Source organism: Phragmitibacter flavus (assembly GCF_005780165.1).
Classification (GTDB): Bacteria; Verrucomicrobiota; Verrucomicrobiia; order Verrucomicrobiales; family Verrucomicrobiaceae; genus Phragmitibacter; species Phragmitibacter flavus.
In genome coordinates, this window is the sequence record NZ_VAUV01000005.1 from 17,872 (window position 1) to 40,668 (window position 22,797).

The 22,797-nt window shown below is 57.8% G+C and carries 22 protein-coding genes; 8 read left to right on the forward strand and 14 right to left on the reverse strand.

Going from position 1 to position 22,797, the window contains the following annotated elements; genetic code table 11:
* Positions 1-3 precede the first annotated feature (3 nt).
* Positions 4-3,402, forward strand: a complete 3,399-nt coding sequence (locus FEM03_RS06870) for a plastocyanin/azurin family copper-binding protein (RefSeq protein WP_138085464.1) — start codon at positions 4-6, stop codon at positions 3,400-3,402.
* A gap of 183 nt (positions 3,403-3,585) precedes the next feature.
* Here FEM03_RS06870 and FEM03_RS06875 read toward each other — a convergent pair whose 3' ends face one another.
* Positions 3,586-4,314, reverse strand: a complete 729-nt coding sequence (locus FEM03_RS06875; RefSeq protein ID WP_138085465.1) for an SDR family oxidoreductase — start codon at positions 4,312-4,314, stop codon at positions 3,586-3,588.
* A 205-nt stretch (positions 4,315-4,519) separates the two neighbouring features.
* On the opposite strand from FEM03_RS06875, the gene FEM03_RS06880 reads away from it, so the two are divergent.
* The 4 genes from FEM03_RS06880 to FEM03_RS06895 all read left to right on the forward strand — a co-directional run bounded on the left by FEM03_RS06880 (position 4,520) and on the right by FEM03_RS06895 (position 9,321).
* Positions 4,520-5,434, forward strand: coding sequence for an AraC family transcriptional regulator (locus FEM03_RS06880; RefSeq protein ID WP_138085466.1), 915 nt, complete (start codon positions 4,520-4,522; stop codon positions 5,432-5,434).
* A gap of 55 nt (positions 5,435-5,489) precedes the next feature.
* Positions 5,490-7,385, forward strand: a complete 1,896-nt coding sequence (locus FEM03_RS06885; protein ID WP_138085467.1) for a hypothetical protein — start codon at positions 5,490-5,492, stop codon at positions 7,383-7,385.
* Positions 7,386-7,475: 90 nt separating this feature from the next.
* Positions 7,476-8,186 carry a glycosyltransferase family 2 protein gene (locus FEM03_RS06890; protein WP_166442686.1) on the forward strand — a complete coding sequence of 237 codons (711 nt, stop codon included), beginning with the start codon at positions 7,476-7,478 and terminating at the stop codon, positions 8,184-8,186.
* A 58-nt stretch (positions 8,187-8,244) separates the two neighbouring features.
* A complete protein-coding gene (locus tag FEM03_RS06895) occupies positions 8,245-9,321 on the forward strand; it encodes an ABC transporter ATP-binding protein (RefSeq protein WP_138085469.1) in 1,077 nt (358 codons plus the stop codon).
* Positions 9,322-9,331: 10 nt separating this feature from the next.
* Here FEM03_RS06895 and FEM03_RS06900 read toward each other — a convergent pair whose 3' ends face one another.
* The 4 genes from FEM03_RS06900 to FEM03_RS06915 all read right to left on the reverse strand — a co-directional run bounded on the left by FEM03_RS06900 (position 9,332) and on the right by FEM03_RS06915 (position 13,909).
* The gene (locus FEM03_RS06900; protein ID WP_138085470.1) at positions 9,332-11,944 is read right to left on the reverse strand and encodes a right-handed parallel beta-helix repeat-containing protein; all 2,613 of its coding nucleotides are present in this window, start codon (positions 11,942-11,944) and stop codon (positions 9,332-9,334) included.
* A gap of 204 nt (positions 11,945-12,148) precedes the next feature.
* Positions 12,149-12,562: a VOC family protein gene (locus FEM03_RS06905; RefSeq protein WP_138085471.1), complete on the reverse strand. Its 414-nt coding sequence runs from the start codon at positions 12,560-12,562 to the stop codon at positions 12,149-12,151.
* 17 nt (positions 12,563-12,579) lie between these two features.
* Positions 12,580-12,927, reverse strand: a complete 348-nt coding sequence (locus tag FEM03_RS06910; protein WP_138085472.1) for a hypothetical protein — start codon at positions 12,925-12,927, stop codon at positions 12,580-12,582.
* Positions 12,928-12,982: 55 nt separating this feature from the next.
* Positions 12,983-13,909, reverse strand: coding sequence for an FkbM family methyltransferase (locus FEM03_RS06915; RefSeq protein ID WP_166442687.1), 927 nt, complete (start codon positions 13,907-13,909; stop codon positions 12,983-12,985).
* A 130-nt stretch (positions 13,910-14,039) separates the two neighbouring features.
* On the opposite strand from FEM03_RS06915, the gene FEM03_RS06920 reads away from it, so the two are divergent.
* Entirely contained in the window at positions 14,040-14,591 is a 552-nt protein-coding gene (locus FEM03_RS06920) for a hypothetical protein (RefSeq protein WP_138085474.1), read from the forward strand.
* A gap of 26 nt (positions 14,592-14,617) precedes the next feature.
* On the opposite strand, the gene FEM03_RS06925 is transcribed toward FEM03_RS06920, so the two are convergent.
* From FEM03_RS06925 to FEM03_RS06940, 4 genes are all read right to left on the reverse strand, one after another.
* Entirely contained in the window at positions 14,618-16,390 is a 1,773-nt protein-coding gene (locus FEM03_RS06925) for an AI-2E family transporter (protein WP_138085475.1), read from the reverse strand.
* A 118-nt stretch (positions 16,391-16,508) separates the two neighbouring features.
* Positions 16,509-17,363 carry a metal ABC transporter permease gene (locus FEM03_RS06930; RefSeq protein ID WP_138085476.1) on the reverse strand — a complete coding sequence of 285 codons (855 nt, stop codon included), beginning with the start codon at positions 17,361-17,363 and terminating at the stop codon, positions 16,509-16,511.
* Positions 17,364-17,409: 46 nt separating this feature from the next.
* Positions 17,410-18,201, reverse strand: coding sequence for a metal ABC transporter ATP-binding protein (locus FEM03_RS06935; RefSeq protein ID WP_138085477.1), 792 nt, complete (start codon positions 18,199-18,201; stop codon positions 17,410-17,412).
* Positions 18,198-18,653: a hypothetical protein gene (locus tag FEM03_RS06940; RefSeq protein WP_138085478.1), complete on the reverse strand. Its 456-nt coding sequence runs from the start codon at positions 18,651-18,653 to the stop codon at positions 18,198-18,200. Before FEM03_RS06940 ends, FEM03_RS06935 begins: the two co-directional genes overlap by 4 nt.
* Positions 18,654-18,780: 127 nt before the next feature.
* On the opposite strand from FEM03_RS06940, the gene FEM03_RS24330 reads away from it, so the two are divergent.
* Positions 18,781-18,948: a hypothetical protein gene (locus tag FEM03_RS24330; RefSeq protein WP_166442688.1), complete on the forward strand. Its 168-nt coding sequence runs from the start codon at positions 18,781-18,783 to the stop codon at positions 18,946-18,948.
* Positions 18,945-19,259, forward strand: coding sequence for a type II toxin-antitoxin system PemK/MazF family toxin (locus FEM03_RS06945; RefSeq protein WP_206170907.1), 315 nt, complete (start codon positions 18,945-18,947; stop codon positions 19,257-19,259). Before FEM03_RS24330 ends, FEM03_RS06945 begins: the two co-directional genes overlap by 4 nt.
* A 96-nt stretch (positions 19,260-19,355) precedes the next feature.
* On the opposite strand, the gene FEM03_RS06950 is transcribed toward FEM03_RS06945, so the two are convergent.
* The 5 genes from FEM03_RS06950 to FEM03_RS06970 form a co-directional block, all read right to left on the reverse strand.
* Positions 19,356-19,661 carry an ArsR/SmtB family transcription factor gene (locus FEM03_RS06950; RefSeq protein ID WP_138085480.1) on the reverse strand — a complete coding sequence of 102 codons (306 nt, stop codon included), beginning with the start codon at positions 19,659-19,661 and terminating at the stop codon, positions 19,356-19,358.
* 30 nt (positions 19,662-19,691) lie between these two features.
* Complete coding sequence (locus FEM03_RS06955) at positions 19,692-21,314, reverse strand: LamG-like jellyroll fold domain-containing protein (protein ID WP_138085481.1); 1,623 nt, start codon at positions 21,312-21,314, stop codon at positions 19,692-19,694.
* Between the two features lie 8 nt (positions 21,315-21,322).
* Positions 21,323-21,862 carry a sigma-70 family RNA polymerase sigma factor gene (locus FEM03_RS06960; protein ID WP_138085482.1) on the reverse strand — a complete coding sequence of 180 codons (540 nt, stop codon included), beginning with the start codon at positions 21,860-21,862 and terminating at the stop codon, positions 21,323-21,325.
* Between the two features lie 229 nt (positions 21,863-22,091).
* Positions 22,092-22,430, reverse strand: coding sequence for a P-II family nitrogen regulator (locus FEM03_RS06965; RefSeq protein WP_138085483.1), 339 nt, complete (start codon positions 22,428-22,430; stop codon positions 22,092-22,094).
* Between the two features lie 63 nt (positions 22,431-22,493).
* Positions 22,494-22,685 (reverse strand): DUF4278 domain-containing protein, encoded by a 192-nt coding sequence (locus FEM03_RS06970; protein ID WP_138085484.1) that lies wholly within the window; start codon positions 22,683-22,685, stop codon positions 22,494-22,496.
* Between the last annotated feature and the right edge of the window lie 112 nt (positions 22,686-22,797).

Genomic DNA, 22,797 nt, shown 5'->3' on the forward strand with positions numbered 1-22,797 from the left:
TGTATGAATGCCAGTTTTCTCCGCACGTTTTGTGCTTCCGTTGTTTCCGTGTGGTTTTTGGGATTGCCCTCGGTGAAGGCAGCTCCAGTATTTGAAAAGAACAACCTCGCGGCGTGGTGCATTGTGCCGTTTGACGCCAAGAAGCGGGGGCCGGAAGAGCGGGCGGCGATGCTGAAGGCGTTGGGCATCCGCCAGTTTGTTTACGATTACCGGACGGAACATGTGCCGCAGTGGGAGGCGGAGATGGAGGCGCTGAAAAAGAACGGCATTGAGCTGACAGGGTGGTGGTTTCCCAGGACTCTGAATGAGGAGGGCAGACGGATCTTGGAGGTGATCGGTCGTCATGGTTGGAAGCGTTGCGACTTATGGGTGACAGGCGGGGACAGCACGGTGGAGAAAGAGGTGGAGAGATTGAAGCCGATGGCGGTTGAGGCAGCGAAGGTGGGGGTGAGGGTGGGTTTATATAATCACGGTGGCTGGTTTGGGGAGCCGGACAATCAAATCGCAACCATTGAGGCGCTTAAGAAGGAGGGGGTAAACAATGTTGGGATCGTTTACAACCTTCATCATGGCCACGGACATTTGACCAAACTGCCGGAGCTGATGGCCTTGATGAAGCCGTATTTGATCGGTTTGAACTTGAACGGGATGGATGTGGACGGAGACAAAAAGGGACGGAAAATTTTGCCAATCGGGGTCGGCACGGAAGATGTGAAAGTATTGAAAGTGATCAGGGACAGCGGCTATGCGGGACCGGTGGGAATTTTGAATCACACCAATGAGGATGCGGAGGGGCGGTTGAAGGACAACCTGGCAGGATTGCAGTGGGTGGTGGCGCAACTGGATGGCGCGGAGGCGGGTCCAAGACCAAAGTATGTGACCTGGCATGAGGAGCCGAAACTCAAACCGGCCTCGTCCGCGTCTGAGTTTACACCGGAACGCAAGCCATTGCGGGTGGAGGAGTGGCCGGATTGGGAGGCTCCGGTGAATCGGGACCGGATGTTTGATTTTTATGGCAAGCAGGCGCGCTTTTTCATGAAACAAAAGCCGCGTCCTTCGATGGTGGAGGTTTATCCAGGCCTCGATGGCGGGAAGATGGGGCACTGGGGAAATCAGACGGAGGAGACCTGGAGGGATGACCGCTGGAGCAAGAGCGATTTGGGCAATGTGCTGTCGACGGTGATCCATGCTGAAGGGTTCACGTTGCCGAAGGCAGTGGCGTTACGTCTTGGAAACGGTGGGGAGATGGCGGCGGTGTTTGATCCGCTGACATTGTCGTTTCCGCTGGTGTGGAGGGAGGGGTTTTTGAAGGTCTCCGACGTGCGACGGGGGTTCATGGGTGGGATGAGTCTGGAGGGCAAGGTCGTGCAGAAGGAGCGGATCGCGGCACCCAAGGGGAAAGTGGAGTATCGCGGATTTTATCGTGATGGGAAGCGCGTGGTGTTTGCTTATGCCCTGAATGGTGAGGAGTTGCTGGATACGGTTTGGGAAGAGAATGGAGTTTTTCTTCGTGAGCGTGGTCCCGTGGAAGGGCATTCACACAAGTCGGTGTTGAAAGGTGGCGTGACGCAGTGGCCGGGGTGGATCGAGATGAAGGGGGAGATTGGTGAGAACAGGCCGTTCGCCGTCGACACGATTCCGGTGCCTTTTGAGAATCCCTATGGAACGCTTTTCTTCATCAGCGGTCATGATTTTTTCCAGGACGGAACGGCGGCGGTGGCGACGATGACGGGTGAGGTTTGGCTGGTGAAGGGGATTGACGAGAAGTTGGAAAAGGTGCGGTGGAAGCGCTTTGCCACGGGGTTGCATCAACCGTTGGGAGTGAGGATTGTGAACGATCAATTGTATGTGTTGGGGCGTGATCAGATCACGCGCTTGCAGGATTTGAACGGAGATGATGAGGCGGATTTTCATGAGTGTGTGACGAATGCGCAGCTGACCTCCGCCGGTGGGCATGACTACATCACAGGGCTGGAGATCGATGCGGAGGGGCGGTTTTATTTTGCGTCGGGAAACCAGGGGGTGTGCCGGGTAAAGCCGGGAGGTGAGGTTGAGGTGTTGGCAAAGGGGTTTCGCAATCCGAATGGTCTTGGTCTGAGCGAGGATGGCACGGTGACCACAAGTGTGCAGGAGGGCGACTGGACGCCCGCCTCAGCGATTTGCCAGGTGGTGAACGGGGCGCATTTCGGAGCGGGCGGACCGAAGGATGGGAAAATGCCTGAGTTGCCGCTGATTTATTTTCCGCGGGGAGAAGACAATTCGTCAGGCGGGCAGTGTTTTGTCAGTGGAGAGAAGTGGTCGGCTTTGCGAGGCAGGGGTAATGGGAGTGGCAATCTGGTGCATTTTTCACCGGGATCGGGCTCGGCGTTTTTGGTGATGCGCGAGCAGTTGAAAGGGAAGTGGCAGGGAGCGGCGGTGCGTCTGGGGGGCGGCTTCAAGTCGGGGGCGCAGAATGGCAGGTTTCATCCCGTGGATGGGCATCTGTATGTGAGCGGGTTGAACGGTTGGAGCAGCTATACGCCGGAGGATGGGTGCTTGCAGCGGGTGCGGTATGTGGGTGGGGTTGCGGTGCCGGTGGAGATCGAGTCCCGCGACAATGGCGTGCTGATCCGGTTCGATGAGGCGGTGGATGTCAACGTGGCAAAAGAGGCGGCCAAGCATGGGGTGCAGTGTTGGAATTACAAATATTCAGCGGCCTATGGGTCGCCTGAGTGGTCGGTGAAACATCCCGACAAAGCGGGGCATGATGTGCTGGAGGTGCGCAGTGCCCATGTGTTGGAAGGTGGCAAGACGTTGTTTTTGGAGATCCCGCAACTGGTGCCTGCGAACGTGGTGCATCTGCATGTGGCGTTGACGGCAGACCGTTCGGCGGATGTTTTCCTGACGGCGCACGCGCTGGGCGAGGCATTTGTTGAGTTCCCGGGGTATCAGACAATTGCGAAGGAGTCGGCAGCGGTTTCTCCCGATCCGATGGCAAGTTTGAAGATGCCTCCTCCGGCCAAGCCGAATGTCTGGACGAAAGGTGAGGCCGGGCGGAAGCTGGTGATGGAAGCGGCGTTGGGACTGCAGTTTGTGCAAAAGGAACTGCGCGTGAAGGCGGGAGAGCGGGTGACTTTGGAGTTCAATAATCCGGATGTGGTTCCGCACAATTGGGTGTTGCTCAAACCGGGGACCACGGCATCGGTGGGTCAGAAGGTGAATCTGTTGATTGCTGATCCGCAAGGCTTGGCGCGGCATTACATTCCGGAGACCGATGAGGTGCTGGTGTTTACGGACATGGTGAATCCGCAGGAAAAGTTCACCATTCACTTTGATGCGCCGAAGGAGAGGGGAGATTATCCCTATCTGTGCTCGTTCCCCGGCCACTGGCAGGCGATGAACGGGGTGATGAAGGTGGAGTGAGCCGGGGCCGGGGATCAGCTTTGCGAAGCTGCGAAGCTGCGCAGAGGCACCGAGTGACCGGCTGGTGGTTTGTCCGACCCAAAGGCTGGATGCCCGTGTCGCCGCTCTGCGCCGAAGTTCCCGACCCGGCAGGCAAAATGCCTGCCACGCCCACAGGCTCGAAGCCTGTGTTACGGAGGGGGATTATTGGGCGCCAGAGGTGGGGCGGATGATGATTTCGTTGACGTCGACGTCGGCGGGTTGGTCGATGGCGTAGGTGATGCCGCGCGCGATGGCTTCGGGTTTGAGGGCGACGGCGCGGAAGTCTTCGATCATGGAACGGGTGCCGGGATCGGTGATGGTGTGGGCGAGTTCGGATTCGACGACGCCGGGGGAGATGATGGTCACGCGGACGTCTTTGTTTTCGAGTCGGAGACCTTCAGAGATGGCGCGCACGGCAAACTTGGTGCCGCTGTAAACGGCGCAGGTGGGCCAGACTTGGAACCCGCCGATGGAGGAGATGTTGATGATGTGTCCGGATTTGCGGCTTTGCATGTCGGGGAGCACAGCGGCGATGCCGTGGAGGACACCGCGGATGTTGACGTCGATCATCTGGTTCCATTCGTTGATCTTAAGTTCGTGCAGGGGGGAGAGGGGCATGACGCCGGCGTTGTTGATGAGGACGTCGATGCGGCCGAATTTTTCGAGGGCGAAGTCGGCGAAGGCCTGGGTGTCTTCGAAGTTGGTGACGTCCAGCGTGCGGTATTCGACGAGGCCGCCGGTGGAGCGAATTTCTTCGGCGAGCTTTTCGAGTCGGTCGGTGCGACGCGCTCCGAGAAAAACTTGATGGCCTTGGGCGGCGAGATGGCGGGCGGTGGCTTCGCCGATGCCGCTGGAGGCACCGGTGATAAGGATGATTTTGGTGGTGTTCATCGTTCTTGGTTCTTGGTTCTTGGTTTTAACGTTTGCGGATGTTGGCGGGCGAATTGGACGCTGCTGATGACCATGACAGTGTTCCGGATGGGTGGAGTTTTACAATGCCTGGAACTCCTGAAATTTTGCCTAAACCTATTAAATGGAAGCATCTTGGATCAGAAATTAAGCTTTTGTTTGCTTGATTGTGGCGCAGGGTAGAATCATGAATCGATTAGTTGATGGTAACAAAGCACAACTGGCGCAGCGCTTGGGTGAGCTGGCGCGGGGGGAGGGTTACAGTGCTTCGAGGTTGCCGGGGGTGAAGTTCATGCGCTCGACGAAGGTGGTTCCGTGCATGAAGGTGGCGTATGAACCGAGCATTGTGATCGTGGCTCAGGGAAAGAAGCGGGGGCTTTTGGATGGGCAGGTGTTTGAATATGATGCGGACCACTATTTGACGTTGTCGGTGCCATTGCCATTTGAGTGCGATACGGAGGGCACGGAGGATGAGCCGATGTTGGGGGTGTCCGTGGGGGTGACACCTGCGCTGGTGGGGGAGTTGATGATGGAGATGGAAATGGGGTCGCTGACGCCGGTAACGGATCGGGGAAGATTGGGGATTCATGCGAATCCGATGGATGAGGTGTTGCGCGGGGTGGTGTTGCGTTTGGTGGAGAGTTTGAGGTCGGCGCAGGAGGCGAAGATATTGGGTCCGCTATTGGTGAAGGAACTGGTTTATCGGGTGCTTTGCCGGGAGGAGGGAGGGACGTTGCGGGCATTGGCGACACCGCATTCGCATTTTGGGCAGATCAGCCGGGTATTGCAGCGGATGCATGTGGATTATGCACGGCCGATGGAGATGGCGGATCTGGCGGCAGAGGCGGGGATGAGTGTGTCGAATTTCCACAACCATTTCAAAGCGATCACGTCATCGCCGCCGTTGCAGTATTTGAAGTCGGTGAGGTTGCACCGGGCGCGGTTGCTGATGGTGCATGAGGGGTTGAACGCGGGGAATGCGGCGCGTGAGGTGGGGTATGAAAGTGTGTCGCAGTTCAGCCGGGAGTTTAAGCGCTTTTTTGGAGGCACCCCGGTGGCGGTGGCGGAGGAGTTGAGGATGTCGTTTATGAGTTTGGAGTGATGGAGTGGGAGAGTCTTGGTTGCAGGTTACGGGTTTGGTATCATGGTGTCGGGGCATGGTTGTTCGTGGTTCCCGTATTCCTTTTTCCCAGTCGCTGCCGCTGATCGCGGTATGTGCGGCGTTGTTCTTTGGGTTGTTGATTTCGCTGGCGGTGGTGGATCGTCCGGTGAAAGAGGAGCGGGAGATTGAGAGGCGCAAATCGGTGGGACAGACGGTGGCGCCGAAATTGTATGTGGCGGTGTGGCTTTATCGCGGGTTGCAGGCGAATTTGGTGCTGGCGGGGGCGCTGCTGCTGGCGAGTCCGTGGCTGGGAGTGCGCAGGAAAGAGGGGGTGGCGTTGTTGCCGAAGACGGAGGTGGCGCCGTTTGGAAAGCTGAAGGTGATCGCATGTGTGGGGTTGATGGGGGTGGCGGCGTGGCATCATGCGCCGCGTTTGTCGCATGGGATGTGGGGGGATGAGGAGTTCAATGCGAGCCGGTTCATGGTGCCGGAGGTGGAGCGGCAGGAGGATGGATCGCTCGAGTTCAAGGAGAGGCCGTGGGTGACGACATTATGGAGCATGCGCAAGCCGACGAATCATCTGGCTTACAGTGCGGCGGCGCGGTTGAGCCATGACACGTTTTTTGAGCCGGGATCGGGTCCACAGGACAAGTTTTTCAGTGAGGCGTTGTTTCGGGCACCGGTGTATGTGGCGGGGTTGTTGATGATCCCGGCGTTTTTATGGGCATTGCGGGTGTGGGGGCTGAGTGGTTGGTGGGCGTTGTTGTTGTTGATGCTGCATCCGTGGTATTTGCGGTTTGGGGTGGATGGCAGGGCTTACTGCTTCATGATGCTGGCTTCCATTCTGCTGGTCGGGTCGCTGGGGCGGGCGTTGCAGACGGGGCTCTGGCGGTGGTGGGTGGCGATTGGGATCGGCGGGTTCTTTTTGAACTGGTGCAACCTGCAGGGACTTTACCAGCTGGCGGCTTTGCACATCACCATTGGTGGATTTTTATTGGTGGGAGGATTGTCGAATGACGCGAGGTTTTTTCTGGGTCGGAGATGGGTGGTGTCGGGAGTGATCACGGGAATGTTGATGCTGGGGTATTTGTCGCCGTGCTGGCCGCAGTTGCTGGAGTTTTTGGAGAAGGAGGAGATCAAGGGGGTGATGGACCGGAGTTATTGGGAGGAGGCGCTGGGGGGATGGTTTTTTGGTCAGCCTTGGGTCACTTGGCATCAACCGGACAATCCGTTGAGGTATGGAATGGATTTGTCGATGCGCTGGTTGCCCGGTTTGCACTGGGCGGGGATTGGGTTGTTTGTGGGATTGTTGGTGGCCGGGCTGGGGTTGTTGGTGGTGGATCGAAAACGGTGGGCGTTGCTGGGATTTTTGGTAGGGGGACCGTTGGTGATGTTGACGCACATGGCGGTGTCGCATTCCCGGCCGTATGACTGGTATTTTTCGCCCTATGTGCCGGGTTTGTTGATGGTGCTGGCGGTGGGGATGACGTGGTTGGCCCGGCGTCGGTTTGGGGTGGTGGCGTTGGTGGTGACGGTGGGGTTGTTTGCGTTGGTGACGCGGGAGCCGAGGCGCTTGTTCCGGGATCATCCGGTGGAGGCTTCGAGGGAGTCGGTGGCTTCGTATCGAGAGGTGACGAATCCGCGTCATCCTGACATTGAAAAAGAGGTGATCAGCGGGGCTTATGGGATGTATACCGAGGGATATGATCCGGCGATGCGACGGTTTGATGATATGCAGGGATTGCGGGATTTGATGGCGGAGGCGGATCGGAGTTCGCGTCGGTTGTATGTGAATGCGGGCAACATCGCGTTTTTGCGCGGGTCGGAGGCGACGAGGGACGTGACGCTGATGCTGGAAGATGCAGCGTTGTTTGAGCCGGCGGGGACTTTTTATGGGTTGCTGCCGTTCACGACGAGGAGTGTGTTTCGTTACAGGGGTGGGGCGGAGTGATCGGGTAATTGGTGATGGGGGTTGACCTTTGCGGTTTGCGGGGTTGTTTGGGGGCTGCTTATGATCCTTGGAAAAAAAGTTGCTGTCACGATGCCCGCTTATTTCGCGGAAAAAACGGTGGGTAAAACGGTGGCGGCGATCCCGCGCGACATTGTGGACACGATCATTTTGGTGGATGACTGCTCGAAAGACAACACGACGGAGACGGCGAGGGCGTTGGGGATTGAGGTGTTTCGCAATGAGACCAACAAGAACTATGGCGGCAATGTGAAGCGTTGTTTACAGGAGGCACTGGACGCGGGCGCGGACATCGTGATCCAACTGCATCCGGATTTTCAGTATCCGCCGGGGATCGTGGCTCCGATGGCGGCGATTCTGGCGACGGGTCATTATGATTTCTGTCTGGGAGCGAGGTTGGGGGGACGCAAGGACACGCGGGTGTCGATGCCGTTCTGGCGCTTGTTGCCGAACCGGATTTTGACGCATGTGATGGACATCTGTCTGGGGACGAAGCACACGGAATATCACACGGGGATGCGGGGTTACACCCGGGAGATGCTGGAGACGGTGAAGTTTCATGAGCTGAGCAATCATTTCATTTTCGACAATGAGATGTTCATTGCGGGATTGAAGGATGGGTTTCGGAGCTGTGAGGTGAGTTGTCCGACGGTGTATGAGGAGGACAGCAGCAGCATCAGTTTCCAAAAGGCGATGCGTTATGGGTCGGAGTGCCTGAAGATTTCTTTTGCGTATTTGATGTGGCGTTTGAAGACCGGCGGGGTCAAGCCGCGCGGGGTTTGAGGTAATGGGCGCAACTGTTGGTTGCTGTGTTCAAATTCATAGGTAAGGGTCAGCCCCCATGGTTTCCATTTCGATCCGCCATGTCAGCAAGATGTTTACCGGGCATCTTGCGTTGAACGACGTGAGCCTGGAAGTTGAGCGGGGGGAGTTGTTTTTTCTGCTGGGTCCCAGTGGATGCGGCAAGACGACTTTGCTGCGTCATATCGCGGGATTTTACACGCCGGACAAGGGGCAGATTTTGTTTGATGGCCGGGATGTAAGCAAAGTGCCACCGCATCAGCGCGGGGCGGCGATGATGTTTCAGAGTTATGCGTTGTGGCCGCATTTGACGGTGTCGCAAAACGTGGGGTTTGGTCTGGAGGAGAGGAAACTGCCCAGGGCGGAGATCACGCAGCGGGTGGCGGAGGCGTTGAAGCTGGTGAAGATGGACGGACTAGGGGAGCGGCGGATTCAGGCGTTGAGCGGAGGTCAGCAGCAGCGGGTGGCGCTGGCGCGGGCGTTGGTGGTAAGGCCGAGTGTGTTCATGCTGGATGAGCCGTTGTCGAATCTGGACGCGCGGTTGCGGATTGAAATGAGGTCGGAGATCCGTCGGATTTGCAAGGAGTTTGGGCTGACGGGAATTTATGTGACGCACGACCAGAAGGAGGCATTGAGCATGGCGGACCGGATGGCGGTGATGGACGGTGGCAAGGTGGCGCAGGTGGGCACGCCGATGCAGGTGTATCGGCAGCCGGTGAACAAGATGGTGGCGGAGTTTATCGGCGAGACGAACTTGATTGATGGCACGGTGAAGCAGGCAAGTTACCGGTCGGGATATTGGGATGTAGAGACGGCGAGCGGGCTGTTGCGTGGCAGGGCGACGGAGACGCTGGAGCCGGTGGCGGGTCAGCCGGTAACGTTGAGCATCCGACCGGAGGCCATTTCGTTTTATGATCTGCCGGACTCACCGAACCGATTTTTTGGGAATCTGCTCGAGCGGACTTATCTGGGCGAGCAGGTGCAGTATGAACTTTCAACTCGCGATGGACATCTGCTGAGGTTTGCGGAGATGAATCCTCGCGAGGTCTATGATCCGGGGATTGAAGAGATCAGGGTCAATGTGTCGGCGGACGATGTATTGATTCTTCGGCGGTGAGACGATTGGATCAGTTGGCGCGGAATTCGGAGGGGTAGAGTCCGATTTTTTCGATGGGGACGGGCTCGAAGTTGATGAGTTTGGGTGCAGGGGAGTCAGGGTTGAGGCGGAAGTCGTCGGAGTCTTTGGAGACGAGGCGTGGGTCTGCGACGTGGGAGTTTTTGTCCCAGCCTTCGGATTGCCAGGCCTCCCAGTTGCTGGCCGGGGCGGCTTGTTTGAGGGTGATGTCCTTCATTTGGATCTGGCCTTTTTCGGCGTGGATGTCCAAACGCAACCAGAAGGTTTTCATCCAGGATTTATAGGCCGGGGTGTTTTCGGCGGGGAGGTTGCCGGAGATTTCGATGTCCTGCCATTCGGGGGTGGCGGTAAATTTTTGTTCGCCGGTGGACCAGTAGCCGCCGGGGCTGGCGTAGCTGCCGTAGTGGAATCCAATGGTGGTGGTGGGTTCGGTGGATCTGACTTTGAGGCGGGCGCGGTAGGAGGTGCCGGGTTTGAAGGGCTGGGTGGGGAGGTGGATGACGGATTTGGCGTTTTTGGGGTCGGGTCCGGTGGCGGCGGGGACGGTGATGATGCCATCGGTGGCGGTGATTTGGAGTTCGGGGAGGGGTTTATGGTTCCAGCCCCAGCCTTTCGGGGTTTTGCCGGGTGGGGTGTCGGTGAGCAGTTGTTGCGTGTTGAGGATGTCAGGGCCGATGTCGGGTCCGGTTTTGTTGACACCGGTGAGGATGGTGTGGCCGCTGTTCCAGACGAGGTTGGATTCGACGGTGTTGTGTTTGGGGGTGCAGTGACGGAGGTCGAGGTAACGGAGGGTGGGTTCGTTCCAGGCGATGATGTTGCGGCGGAAGATGTTGCCGCTCATGATGGTGCCGTCTTCGCGCAGGGCGTTGCGCGGGTCGAGTTCGATGTTGCGCATGGATTTCCATTCGGGGCGGTCTTTGATGGAGTCCCAGCCGGCGAGCATGGTTTTGTAGTGGTTGTCGAAGAAGCGGTGGTCTTTGTTCCAGCCGTTGAATTCAATCTGGCGTTCGCCGCCGTCGACGAAGAGGTTGTTTTCGATGAGGTGGTCGCGGCCGTTGTGGAGGTGAAGGGAGGCGCGGGCGGAGCGGGCGACGATGTTGCCGATGATGTCGAGTCCGGCGGCGTTGTCGTCCATGTAGATGCCCCAGGTGAAGTGGGGCCAGTGGAGGCCGTCCTTGCCCTGGCCGACGCCGATGGTGTCATGGATGAGGTTGTAGCGGAGGGAGGTGCCGCGGGAGGAGATCCAGTCGCGTCCGCCGGTGTAGACGGCACCGCCGTCCTGGGTTTCCTGGACGGTGTGATGCAGGTGGTTGTAGTCGATGGTGAGGTTGTTGCCGCTGAACTGGACGGCCATGCGCGGGGTGTGGTGGATGAGATTGTGGGTGACCTTGTTGCCGACGCCGTAGAGGCTGATGCCGGGGGCGTTTTTGTTGAAGATGCCGATGTGGTGGATGTGATTGTTGTCGGCGATGTTGTTGGCGGGGCTGAGGGTAATGCGGTCGCCGCCGCCGAGGCTGATGCCGGAGGCGCCGAGGTGGGAGAGGTGGTTGCCGGTGGCGAGGTTGTTTTTGCCGCCGTGCAGGGAGATGCCGCCGCCGGTGAAGTTTCCGCTGTGGTGGATGTTGTTGCCAGCGATGGTGATGTTTTGAGCGTTTTCGACGACAATCGCGGTGCCATTGCTGCCAGTGAGGTGGAGGCCGCGGAGAGTGATGTGCTGGGTGCCGCTGGCGATTTTGACGAAGTGGGTGAGTTTGGGGATGCGGATCTCGTCGCCGTGGCCGAGAGGTTTTTCGGGCCAGTAGTAGAGGGTTTGGGTGCGTTTATCGAGGAACCATTCACCGGGGGCGTCGAGTTCTTCGAGGGCGTTTTGGAAGTAGTAGCGGTTGTGGGGGTGGAGGTCGTAGCCGCAGGGTTTGGCGAGGGTAAGTTTGCGGGTTTTGGAGTCGAGGGATTTGACGGACATGACCCAGTTCCACCAGCCGTATTGGGCGTAGATGTCGATTTCGACGTCTTCGGGGTGGGCCCATTGACGGATGTCAGCGGGGGCGAGGTAGGTTTCGAGTTTCCACTGGTGATTTTCGGGAAGGGGATCAGGGAGTTCGGGGATGAAGGCCCAGCCGCGATAGAGGGGATCGGCGGCGTCGCGATTGGGGTAGCGGGCGAGGGTTTGGCGCTGACCGTTGTGGAGGAGCTGTCGGATGGTGATGTCCTTGAGGCCAAGGGCGCTGACGTCGGCTTTGAGGATTTCGCCCTGGTGAGGAGTGAAGGTTTTGAAGTCGACTTTGGGGGCGCCGATGAAGATAGGGCTGGCGTTTTCGACGGCGCGGTAGGTGATGGGAAATTCGGCGGTGCCGGAGTCTTGGGCTTCGAGGGTGAGGGTGGTGGAGGTTTCGTAAGTGCCGTGATGGAGCCAGACGGTGATGGGTTTAGTAAGGGGGGTGTCTTTGCGATGCTGGCGGATTTTGTCGCGTGCTACGGTGAGCGTAGCGAGGGGGGCTTCGCGGGTGCCGGGGGCGCTGTCGTTGCCGGTGGGGGCGACGTGGAGTTCGAGGGCGGGAAGGAGGGTTGGGAGAAGGAGAAAAGCGAGGAGGAGTCGGAAGGGCATGGTCGAAAGGATAAAGGATGAAGGCGAAAGGATAAAGCAGGTTTCGGCGAGATCGTCCTCGTCCTCCTACTCGAACTCGAACTCGTCCTCGAAAAGGGGGGAGTTGAGGGGAGTAGTGGAGGAGGTAGGAGGACGCGTGGGTGCTCGGGTGTTTTTTTGGCGCTTGGTGTCGAGGACGAGTAGGAGAACGAGGACGAGGACGATTTAGGACTTGGATGTCCAAGGGTTGTAGGTGCCGAGGGACCAGATGTGGCCCTCCAAATCGCGACAGGTGAAACCGCGTCCGCCGTAAGATTCGTCTTTGATGGGAATGAGGATTTCGCAGCCGCTGGCGATGACTTTTTCGTGAATCAGATCGGCATCGGAGACGACGAGATAACAACATTGAGTTTCCTTCCCGTTGATGTCGGCAGGTTGCGTGATGTAGCGGCCAAAAGGTCCGTCATTGATATCACCCAACATGATCATGCTGTTGCCGAGCTTGAGTTCGGCATGGGCAATGGAGCCGTCTTCATTGGGATAAACGGCGTGTTTTTCAAAGCCGAAGATGTCGCAGAGCCACTCAATGGCTTGCGCGGCGTTGCGATAGGCAAGGCAGGGAATAATGGTGGTGGACATGATGGGATGAAGTCAGGTCAGACGATGAGGGACGATGAGGTGTGAAGCAGATGGGATGCGGTTTGGGAGGGGCGGGTGATGCTCATCATCAAAAAGGAGTAAGCAATGAGATAGATGAGAAACAAAAAACTGATCAAAGAAGCCTTGCCCCATCCAACATAAAACCACTGGTGCAATGCAAATGAAACCAATACGAAATAGATGGGCAACGACAACACTCCCAGGAACGCTGAGACAAAACTCATGATGATGATCAAAGGTGCGAAGACGAGGGCGAGTTTTGGCCATTCCAAATCGGCATCATGACGTGCCAGAAGGAAGATGATGAAGGCGAGGACGACGAGATGTAAGGGGATAAATAGCATGGGACAACTCGATGGCTAAAATGAATGATGGAACCGTTACTGAAACAGGATGAACCTATTGCTGGAAATAATAGACGTCGGCGTCGCGGGTGTTGGCGTCGGTGGTGTTTTTGAAACCGAATTTTTGCAGGGCGGCGATGAGTTTTTCGGTGGGGAATTCCTTGTGGGGATGAATTTCAATCAAGATATGTTTGAAACGACGGACCGACTGGCAGCTTTCGGAAAAGAGGATTTCGTATTCGGCACCTTCGATGTCGATTTTGATGAGGTCGAGGTCGGGCGTGATCGCGGCAGGATTTGATTCGGGAAAGTGTGAGGCGACGAGGTGGTCGATGGTGGTGGTTGGGATGGTGAGGGTGTTTTGGGTGGACTGATGGTAGATGGATTGTCCGGTGTTGCCTTTGATGGCTTCGATTTGAACGGTGCCGATGGTGGAGGTGGCGGCGGCGTTGAGGGGGGTGATGGTGGTGAGTTCGTTGTGGTCGAGATTGAACTTCAACCGGTTGAAGGCGCTGGGATTCATCTCGACGCTGACGGCTTTTTCAATGCGGAATCCGGCGTCGACGAGGGAGAGGACAAATCCGCCGGTGTTGGCACCGAGATCGAGAACGCGCAGTGGCTGCGACCGGTCCATGTGGCGGTAGTATCGGGAATACATGTCAGCGCTGAGGCAGTAGCGGATGCCGTTGTGATCGTCGGCGCTGTAGTCGACGATGAAGGTGAGCTGATTTTTTTTGAAGGTGAGCAGGGAGAGCTGGCGGCAGAAAAGGCGTTGCAGGACGATGAAGAGGCCGTTGTCAAAGCAGAGATTGGAGGTGAGGCCGAACCATTTGGCTTGCAGGGACTGGATGAGGGTCGACATGGGGATTGTGTGGAGGAGGTGGGTGGGAGTGGATTGATGGGGATGGGGGATTTGGGGTGAAGCAGCATTCACCAGCATGAGGGTTTGGCAAGCCGACTTCGACGGAGGATTTTTCTGCATGAGGCCGGATGATTTCGAAAGAAAACCTGGGGATGTGTGGCATTGATGAGGTTCTTTGCGAGAAGGATTGAATGTTCTGAAGAGTATTGAGGTCAAAGCGATGCACATGGGTTCACCAGTAAGATTTTTGATGGCGGGAGTTTTTGCGGTTGTTGCCGGAAGCTGCGTTTATGTGCCTCCCGAGGTTTATTATGGTTCGCGGCCGCGTCGAAACTACTATGTCGAGGAGGTTCGTGAGCCGATCAGGCCGAGGCCCCCCTATCGACAGCAGTATTGGAACCGGGATGATTTGGATCTGGAGACGGAGCGGGGGTATCGGGAAGAGCGGTATGGGAGGGCGCGCAAAGATCGCTATGAAGACCGGTATGCGCGGCGGAATCGAGTGGAGCGGGATGAGGAATACTACGATGAAGAGGATGTTCGTGACGACAATGAGCCCCGTCGTGGCGTTCAGCCTTCGGTGCCGCCTGAGCGGTCCACGGTGACTCCGCCGAGCCCGCCGCCGAAGCTTGCCCAGCCACCGGCTCAGGAGAAGAAAGAGATTTTGACAGGCACGAGAACGAAGAATCCCGACCGGGTGAAGAGCCCGTATTCGCCTTTCAATGAATTGGATGTGGCGGGGATGGCGAGTGGATCGCTGGCGAGAGATCCGACTACGGGTCGGGTGTTCCGCGTGCCTTGAGTTGACTGAAGTTGGTTGCCCAGCCGCTAGCCTTCGGCAAAGCGCTGGATGATTTCGGCGGCTTTGCTGACAGAGGTGGCTACCCAGGTGGCACCAGCTTCGCGGATGGCGCGATCGTCGAGTTCGTCGTCAGGCAGCGCCCAGCGGCACACGAGGATTTTCAAATTGGGCAACCGGTTGCGAAAGCGGCGGCAGAGGATGATGGCGGAAGCGGAGGCATCGGGAGGCATGGCGCTGATGCAGATGAGGTCAGGCTTGTGAGTTTCGATGCGGTGAATGAGTTCGCCGATAAGGTGGGGTTCCTGACTGATTTCGAGCTCAATGGTCGAAGGCAACAGAATGGCGAGGGATCGCAGGGCGAGCGCGTCGTCTGAACCGTGGAGGGCGCGGGCAAAGATGGTGACGGGATGGGAGGGCGTGGTTTCGCTGACCGTAATGTTGGTGGCGGCATTAGTAGCTTCGTTCTCGGCTTCGATCAGTTTCAGCGTGCGCTCGAGTTTGTCGTGAACTTCGGTCTGTTCTTCGTGGGTCAGTTTGCCGAGCAGAGTTTCGCGACGGGTGAGCGAGAGCGCGGGGAGCACGATGGATTCCATGGTCTCAGGCAGGCCCTTGTCTTCGATGGATTCTTCGATGGTGCTGTGGGTGATTTCGTGGTCGTCGGAGATGAGCTGCTGATAATAGCTGAGGTGGGGCTGCGGTTTGGGTTTGTCGCCCATGAGGATGTCGATCCACTGAAGGGAGGGGATGTATTTCGCGAAGACGACAAGGACCACGGTCAGCGGGGTGGCGAGGACGAGGCCGATGCCGCCCCAGAGCCAGGTCCAGAAGGTGATGGCGATGATGATGGCGAGATCGGACACCCCGGTGCTTTTACCGTAGAGAACCGGTTCAAGGATCATGTTGGTGCACAGCTCAAGGGCCATGATGACGCCGATGACAATGAGCGGTTGGGTCCAGCCATCGAAGTAGGCGAGGCTGAATCCGACTGGAAGGACCGCGACGATGATGGGTCCGATGTAGGGGATGTAGCGGAAAATGGCGGCGAGCACGCCCCAGAGGATGACGTAGGGAAGGCCGACGAGGGCAAGCGCACCGGAGAGCATGAGTCCGTAGAGTCCGTTGATGGTGCCCTGCATGAGCAGGTAGTGGCTGACGCGGTCTCCGACCTCGTCAAGTGCACGGGTGGTGGTGGTGAGCCGACTGAAGCCGGCGAGGCGGACGATGCGTTGCGAGGTGTCCTCCTGGCGGAGGAGCAGGAAGATGACGATGAGGATGATGACGCTGGCGGTGCCGAGTCCATTGGCAAGTCCGCTGAGCATGGTGTTGAGCGCTTTGGAGGCGAGGCCTTCGCCTTGTGGCTGTGGCGGGGCGGGTTGGTCGGGATTTGCAGGAGCGGGGGCGCTGCCGAGGACGTCGCTGCTGAGGGATTCGCCGAACTGGCGCATCTTTTGGATGAAGCCCTGCTCGCCAAAGTTTTGAATGGAGGCGATGCGTTTGTTGATGTTTTGTTGATAATTGGGCAGTTCTTCAGCGAGCATCGCGGCTTGCTGACCGAGCAACCAACCGACAAAAGCGAGGGCACTGAAGGTGAACACCGTGACGATGACGACGGCGAGGGTGCGCGGAAGATTCCAATGGCAGAGGAGCCGCACGAGCGGTCCGAGCATGAAGGCCAGCAGGGCGGCCAAGGCGAGCGGCATGATGAAATTTTTGCCGAGATAGAGCACCGTCACGATCAGGACAACCGTGAGAAAGCCGATAAAGGCACTGTGACTTTTGGTCGCGAAACGTCGTGGCATGGGGGTGGCTGGGATGATACTGGATCATCGTGGCAGGCGTGAATGGCGCGTGGGTTTTATTCCGAGATGGAGTGAAATCGCGGAAGGGCCGACACTGGCTGGGGAATTCAAGTTGAAATCAACCGGCGGCGGGTTTGATGCGCTTGGCGAAGAGTCCGTATTTGGGGCTGAAGATGTAGGCGAGGATAAAGAAGGTGCCGAGGACGAGAATGATGGTGCTGCTGATGTGCCAGCCGAGCGGGAAGCACAGGAAAAAGGCGATGATGGAGCCGATCATGCCGATGATGCCGCCGCCGACAAAGAGGGTGCGGGCGTCGTTGGTGAATAAATAAATGGTGGAGGCGGGGGTGATGAGGAGTCCGACGCTGAGGATGCAGCCAACGGCTTGAAGTGAGGAAACGAGGACGAGGATGACGATGCCGAAGGTGACGTAATTGAGGAATCGCACGGGAACGCCGAGGGAGGCGGCGACGTTGGCTTCGAACAGGTAGATGAGCAGGGGACGCTGGAGGGCGATGAGGGTGAGCACGGCAACGACGCTGATGCCGAAGGCGATCCACAGGTCGGTGTCGCGCATGCCCATGATGCTGCCGAACAACCATTCGTCGAGTTTCTGGCGGACGTTGAGTTTGGTAAGAATGATGTAGCCGCCAGCAAAGCCGGTGGTGTAGAGGATGCAGAGGGCGCTGTCCTGATCGATGCGTGAGGTTTGGGAGAGGAAGACGGAGCCGAGTCCGATGATCATGGCGGCGAACACGGCACCAGCGAGGGCGCTCCACGCAGTGAGGCCAAAGATGAGGACGGCGAGAGCGATGCCGGGAAGTAGGCCGTGGGAAAGGGTGCCGACGCGAAGGGCGGATTTGCGCAGCACGACAAAGGCGCTGGTGAAACCGTTGGCGAAACCGAACAGGCCACAGGCGAGCAGGGCGCGCTGCGCGGTGGGTTCGGCCATGTATTCGATAAAGGTGGACACAATGAAAGGATAAGGGATAAAGGCGAAAGGCTAAAACTGCTGAGGCTCAGAATTGATAGGAGGCTTCGATGTTCTCTGGAGTAAAGACTTCCTTGGTAGGGCCGAAGGTGATTTGGTGGCGTTTGAGGAGAAGGACTTCGTCGAAGATGGCGGGAACGGTTTGCAGGTCGTGATGACTGGCAATGAGGAGTCGGCCTTCGCTGGTGAGTTCGCGGAACAGCTGGGTGAGGGTTTCCTGCGCGGGTTTGTCGAGTCCGGTGAAGGGTTCGTCGAGGAGCAGCACGTGGGCCTCCTGGGCGAGGGCGCGGGCGATGAAGGCGCGCTGCTGTTGTCCGCCGCTGAGGGCGCTGATCTGGCGCTCCTGCAGGTCGAGGAGGTTCATGGAAGCGAGGGCGCGTTCGACGATTTCGACATCGTGTTTGGAGTATTTTTTCCACCAGCCGAGGTTGGGGTAGCGGCCCATTTCAACAAGGCCGCGAACGGTGATCGGGAAGTTCCAGTCGATGTCGCCGCGTTGAGGGAGATAGGCGAGTTCGTGACTGCTGCGGGTGAGGGGTTTGCCGCGCCAGTTAATGCGACCTTTTGCGGTCGGAAGCAGTCCGGCGAGGGCTTTCAGCAAGGTGCTTTTACCGGCGCCGTTGGGGCCAATGAGGGCGAGCGAGCGGCTGCATTCGGTGGAGAAGCTGATGTTTTCCAGGGCGCGGATTTCGCGGTAGTTGACGCTAAGGTTTTGAACCTGGAGCTGGTGATGGGCGTGGCTGTGGGTGCTGTGACCCCAGCAGACGTGGCCGTCGGCATGGACGTGGGGCTGGGGCTGAGGCTGGGAAATTTTGGTCATGGACGCCACTGGAAGGTGAGGATTTCGCTCAGGGATTGGTCGGTGCTCCACACGGTCTTGCTTTGGAGATCGAGGCCGTCGGGTTCGAGGTCGAGGGTGATGGCGGCGTCGGGAGTTTGATCAGGCCAGGTGGCTTCGATGGAGAGTTCGATGGTGTGGTCGTCGAGATTGAGTGCGACGGTTTCTTCGAAAGGGGAAAGGGTGTCGGGACTGAGCTTGATGAGTTCGGTGGATTCGCCGGCAGAGAGAGGGCGGATGGTGAGCGATTGCGGAGGATGGGAGAAGCGCAGCCGGAGGTGGGTGTTGGTGGTCTTCGGACCGATGGAAGGGGCCTCCACCGGCCGGGGCAATGTGATGTCTTTTCTGCCGAAGGTCAGGCGCGACAATGGAAAGGCGAGCAGGGCAAACGCGAGGCTGAAGATGAGCAGGTGGATGGGTGGGGAGCCGCGCATGGTGGTGGCAAAAGGTTACGTCTGAGAAAACCTTTCCACAAAGGAATTGCATTTGCAATCAATACTCAGACTTGTAAGTGGCAGGCGAGACTCGACAATTTCATTGCGATGCATTACTTTTTCCGCCATGGGAACCGTTCTTGAGATTGAAAAAGCCATCGAACAATTGCCTCGCGAACAGGTGGCAGAATTACGTGAGTGGTTTGATGGTTATGCCGGGATGATGACGGCGTCTTCGAGTGTTTTTGCGCTTTACGATGAGGAAGAGGGGGAAGGGCAGCAGTGGGAAGATTGACCGCGAGTCGAGGCGAAATCTGGCTGGTGGATCTGGGCATGATTCAGAAAGTTCGCCCAGTGCTGGTTCTTAGTGTCAGTTACAAAGAACAGGAACGGGCACTGATCAGCTACGTGATTCGCACCACTAGTTTGCGTGGCACCGAATATGAAGTGGAGCATGTGGCACCGAGATTTTTGCCTGGCGCATTTGACGTGCAATCGATTGGAACGGTTCCAGATGTGGTTTTGGTTCGTCGATTGGCTGCTTGCGATGCGACGACGTTGGAGAAGGTGGAGAATGGATTGAAGCGCTGGCTTGGGATTCGATGAGGGAGTTGGGTATTTGGGTGATTGCAGATTGTGGACAGGCCGGAGCCTAGCAGTTCCAAGGAAATGAGCCTCCTTACGTCGGCTGCTACGTTTTGATTAGCCGGGGAGTTTGTCGAAGTGGAAGGTGCAGCAGCCGAGGTCGAGGATGTTGTTGTTGTCGGCGAGGTGACTGACCAAATCGGGAGTGAGGGAATAGAGGCGTTGCTGGCCGTTTTTGGTGGTTTCCAAAAGACCGGCTTCACGCAGGATGCGGAGGTGTTTGGAAACGTTGTATTGGCTGATGTCGAGGGATTCGGCGATCTCGTTGACGCTGCGTTGCTGGCTCATGAGCATGCGGACGATGCGCATGCGGTTTTCTTCTCCGAGGGCTTTGAGTGCATGAATGCAGTCGAGGATCTTCACACCGCAATATAATGAGCGGGACAGGGGCGGTCAATCCTGACGACCGGCTTGATACATGGCCTGCAGCTCAACGTTGTTGAGGGGATTTTTGTAGATGACGAATTCGTCGATACAGCCGTTGAGATTGCGGATGGGGAATTCGTGACCGGCGGCGGGGAGGCCCCAGTTGCCGATTTCACAGGGTCCGTAAACCACGGTGCAGCCGGGGGGTTGTTGAGGAGGGAGCTCTCGACTGACCTGGCGTCCGTCGAAGTAATGGGTGGTTTCGCCGCTGATGGCGTTGTAGGTGACGGCGAGGTGATGCCAGCGGCCAAGGTTGGAGTGGGTGAAGACGATGGGGCTGTAGTAAGCCTGGGCTTCGGGGGTTTGTCCGTCGGAAGTGGGCGGGGAGGCAATGGAGAACATGACGCGTCCGTCTTCAAGGATCTGCCAGTGGGGTTCGCCGTGTTCATAACCATCGGTGAGCAGGAGCGCGTTGTATTTGCGATCGAGGCCGTCGACTTTCAGCCAGCAGGCGAAAGTGAGGCCTTCATATTCGCCGGAGAGACGGATACGGACGCGATCGCCGGGACGCTTAAATTCGAGGGCGTCCTTTTCAGGCCAGCGGCCTTGGGTCCAGCGGGCCCCGACGATGCCCCCGGTGCAGAAGGAGGCGACTTTGGGGGCGTCATTGTCGGCCGCGCGTTCCCAGTTGCAGCTGCGCTGGAACGCGTAATAGGCGAGCAGGCGGGGATCTTCGCAGTATTGTTTTTTCCACTCTTTCCAAGCGGCGAATCTGGTTTTGGCGCGATTTTGGGTGAGGGCGTCCATGCGCTCAAGGCAGACGAAGTCTTTGGAGCGGTTACCTTTGAGGGGGGTGATTCCTGCGTTGCAGCGACGCAGGCCCTCGCCTTCGCTGAGATGGACCAGTTTGCTGCCAATCGGGGTGGCATTGACGTCGCCTTCGAATACGTGGACTTCAGTGCTGCTCTCGGCGGGTTTAACTTCGACGCCGAATTCAGTGCCAAGATCTTCGACCTCCATTTGGGGAGTGTTGATGACGAAACCCTGGGCTGGGGGCGGGACGCGGGCGCGGACTTTGCCGGAGTGGCAGGTGGCTTTCCAGGGAGAGTGAATTTCGACTTCGGCGGGTCCGTCAACGAGGAGAGTGGCGCCGCTGAAGAACTCGATCTGGGCGAGGCCGCTGGCGAGTTTGAAGGTGCCGGTGCCGAGGGTGTCGCCGGAGCGGGGACTGTGGGTTTGGTCGGTCCACACGGCGTTGGAAACGCGGGTGAGGATGGCGGCGCCCTGGTTGGTTTCTTCGACCTTGGCGCTGGCTTGAAGGGAGTTCCGTTGAGTGCGGATGACCACACCGGCGGTGAGCAGGGCGGCGATCCCGGCTGCGGCGGCCCAGGGAACCCAGGAGCGGAGGAAGGGGTTCGCGTTGGATTTGGAATTGCGGGCCGGTGGGTTTTCTTGAACCCAAGGGGTCAGGTTGGCGTCGAGACTGGAACAGGCGTGGTCACGAAGCACCATGTCGAGATTGATCTCGTGGCGAAGCTGCTGGCGGGCTTCAGGGGAATGAAGGAGCTCGTCCTGAAGTTGCTCAAAATCGGCGGGGGTGATGTCGCCGTTGAGCCAGCTCTGGATGAGGCTATGGATGTCGCGCTTCATTTTGTCGATCAGGCGCTGGCTCCGGATTGTTTGAGTTGGCGTTCAGCGCAGTTGAGCAGGCTGGCGCGGAGACGTTGGATGGTCTTGTAAAAGGCCTGGGTGCTTTTGCCGGCTTGGGCGGCGACTTCGTGGAATTTGACACCGGGCTGGTAGGCGAGTTGCAGGAGGTCCTTCTGGCGGGTGTCGAGTTTGGCGAGGCAGGTGCTGAGGGCGGCGCGCTGGTGTTCGAGGTGCTCGGTGTCTTCGAGGCTTTCTTCGGCGAGCAGGTCGAGGATGTCGTCGTTGAAAACGAGTTTGTCGCGCGACTGGCGGCGCAGGTGTTTGAGGGATTCGAAGCGGGCGATGGCGGCGGCCCAGGCCATGAAGTTCGTATCGGGATCAAATTGGGCGAATTTGCGCCAGGCGACGAGACTGGTTTCCTGCATGACTTCGTCGACGGAATCCCAGTTATTGAGGAGGCTGCGGACGAAACCACGGAGCCTTCCTTCGTGGGAGACGAAGAGGCGGACAAAGGTTTCGTAGTGTTCAGGTGGGGCGGCTTCGGACATGAGTGGTCGCGGATGGCGGGCTGGGCTGGGCTTCAACGGGTTGTAGCACAGAGGTTACCACATTTGGTGCGGATTTTGGACAGGAGTTTTGATTGGGGACAAAAACAAACGGCACGCGGTGCGAACCGTGTGCCGTTGTCTGGGGTTTTTCGGAGTGGGAAAGAAGTTGGGGATTTTTTGAATGATGACAGACAGGATGTCTGTCACACGCACAGGCTGGAAGCCTGTGTTACAGGGCTTCGACGCCGCGTTCGCTGGTGCGGATGCGGACGACTTCTTCGACGTTGTAGACGGAGATTTTGCCGTCGCCGACTTTGCCAGTGCTGGCGGCCTTCACGATGGTTTCCACGATGGACGAGGCTTGCTCGTCGGAGGTGAGAACTTCGATTTTGGTTTTTGGAAGGAAGTCGACGGTGTATTCGCTGCCGCGGTAGATTTCGGTGTGTCCGCGTTGACGGCCAAAGCCTTTGACTTCGGTGACGGTCATGCCGTGCACACCTGCGGTGCGGAGGGCTTCTTGAACTTCGTCAAATTTATGGGGCTTGATGATGGCTTCGATTTTTTTCATGGTCTTGTTTGGTTTGGTTTGGTTGTTTATTAACTTGATTGGGTTTCTCTGAAGAGATTCGGATTACAGGGTGATTTCGCCTTGGGCGCCGCGATAGGCGATTTTGACTTTTTTGCCCTGAAGGGGATGGACGAGGTCGGCATGCTCGAAAGTGGCGCCACGATAGGTTCCGCCGTGTGGTTTGACGGGTTGGGCTTCGGTATGAAGTTCGTTGGCGTTAAAGAAGGTGCCGCGATATTGAAGGTTGGTGGTCATGATAGTGTTATGTTTGATTTTTAGTTGAAAGGGTCGGTCGATTGACCGGCTTGTGAACGCCTATCTATATGGCATGCGCCGTGCCAAGTGGGTTCGTGGCGTTGTATGTCGT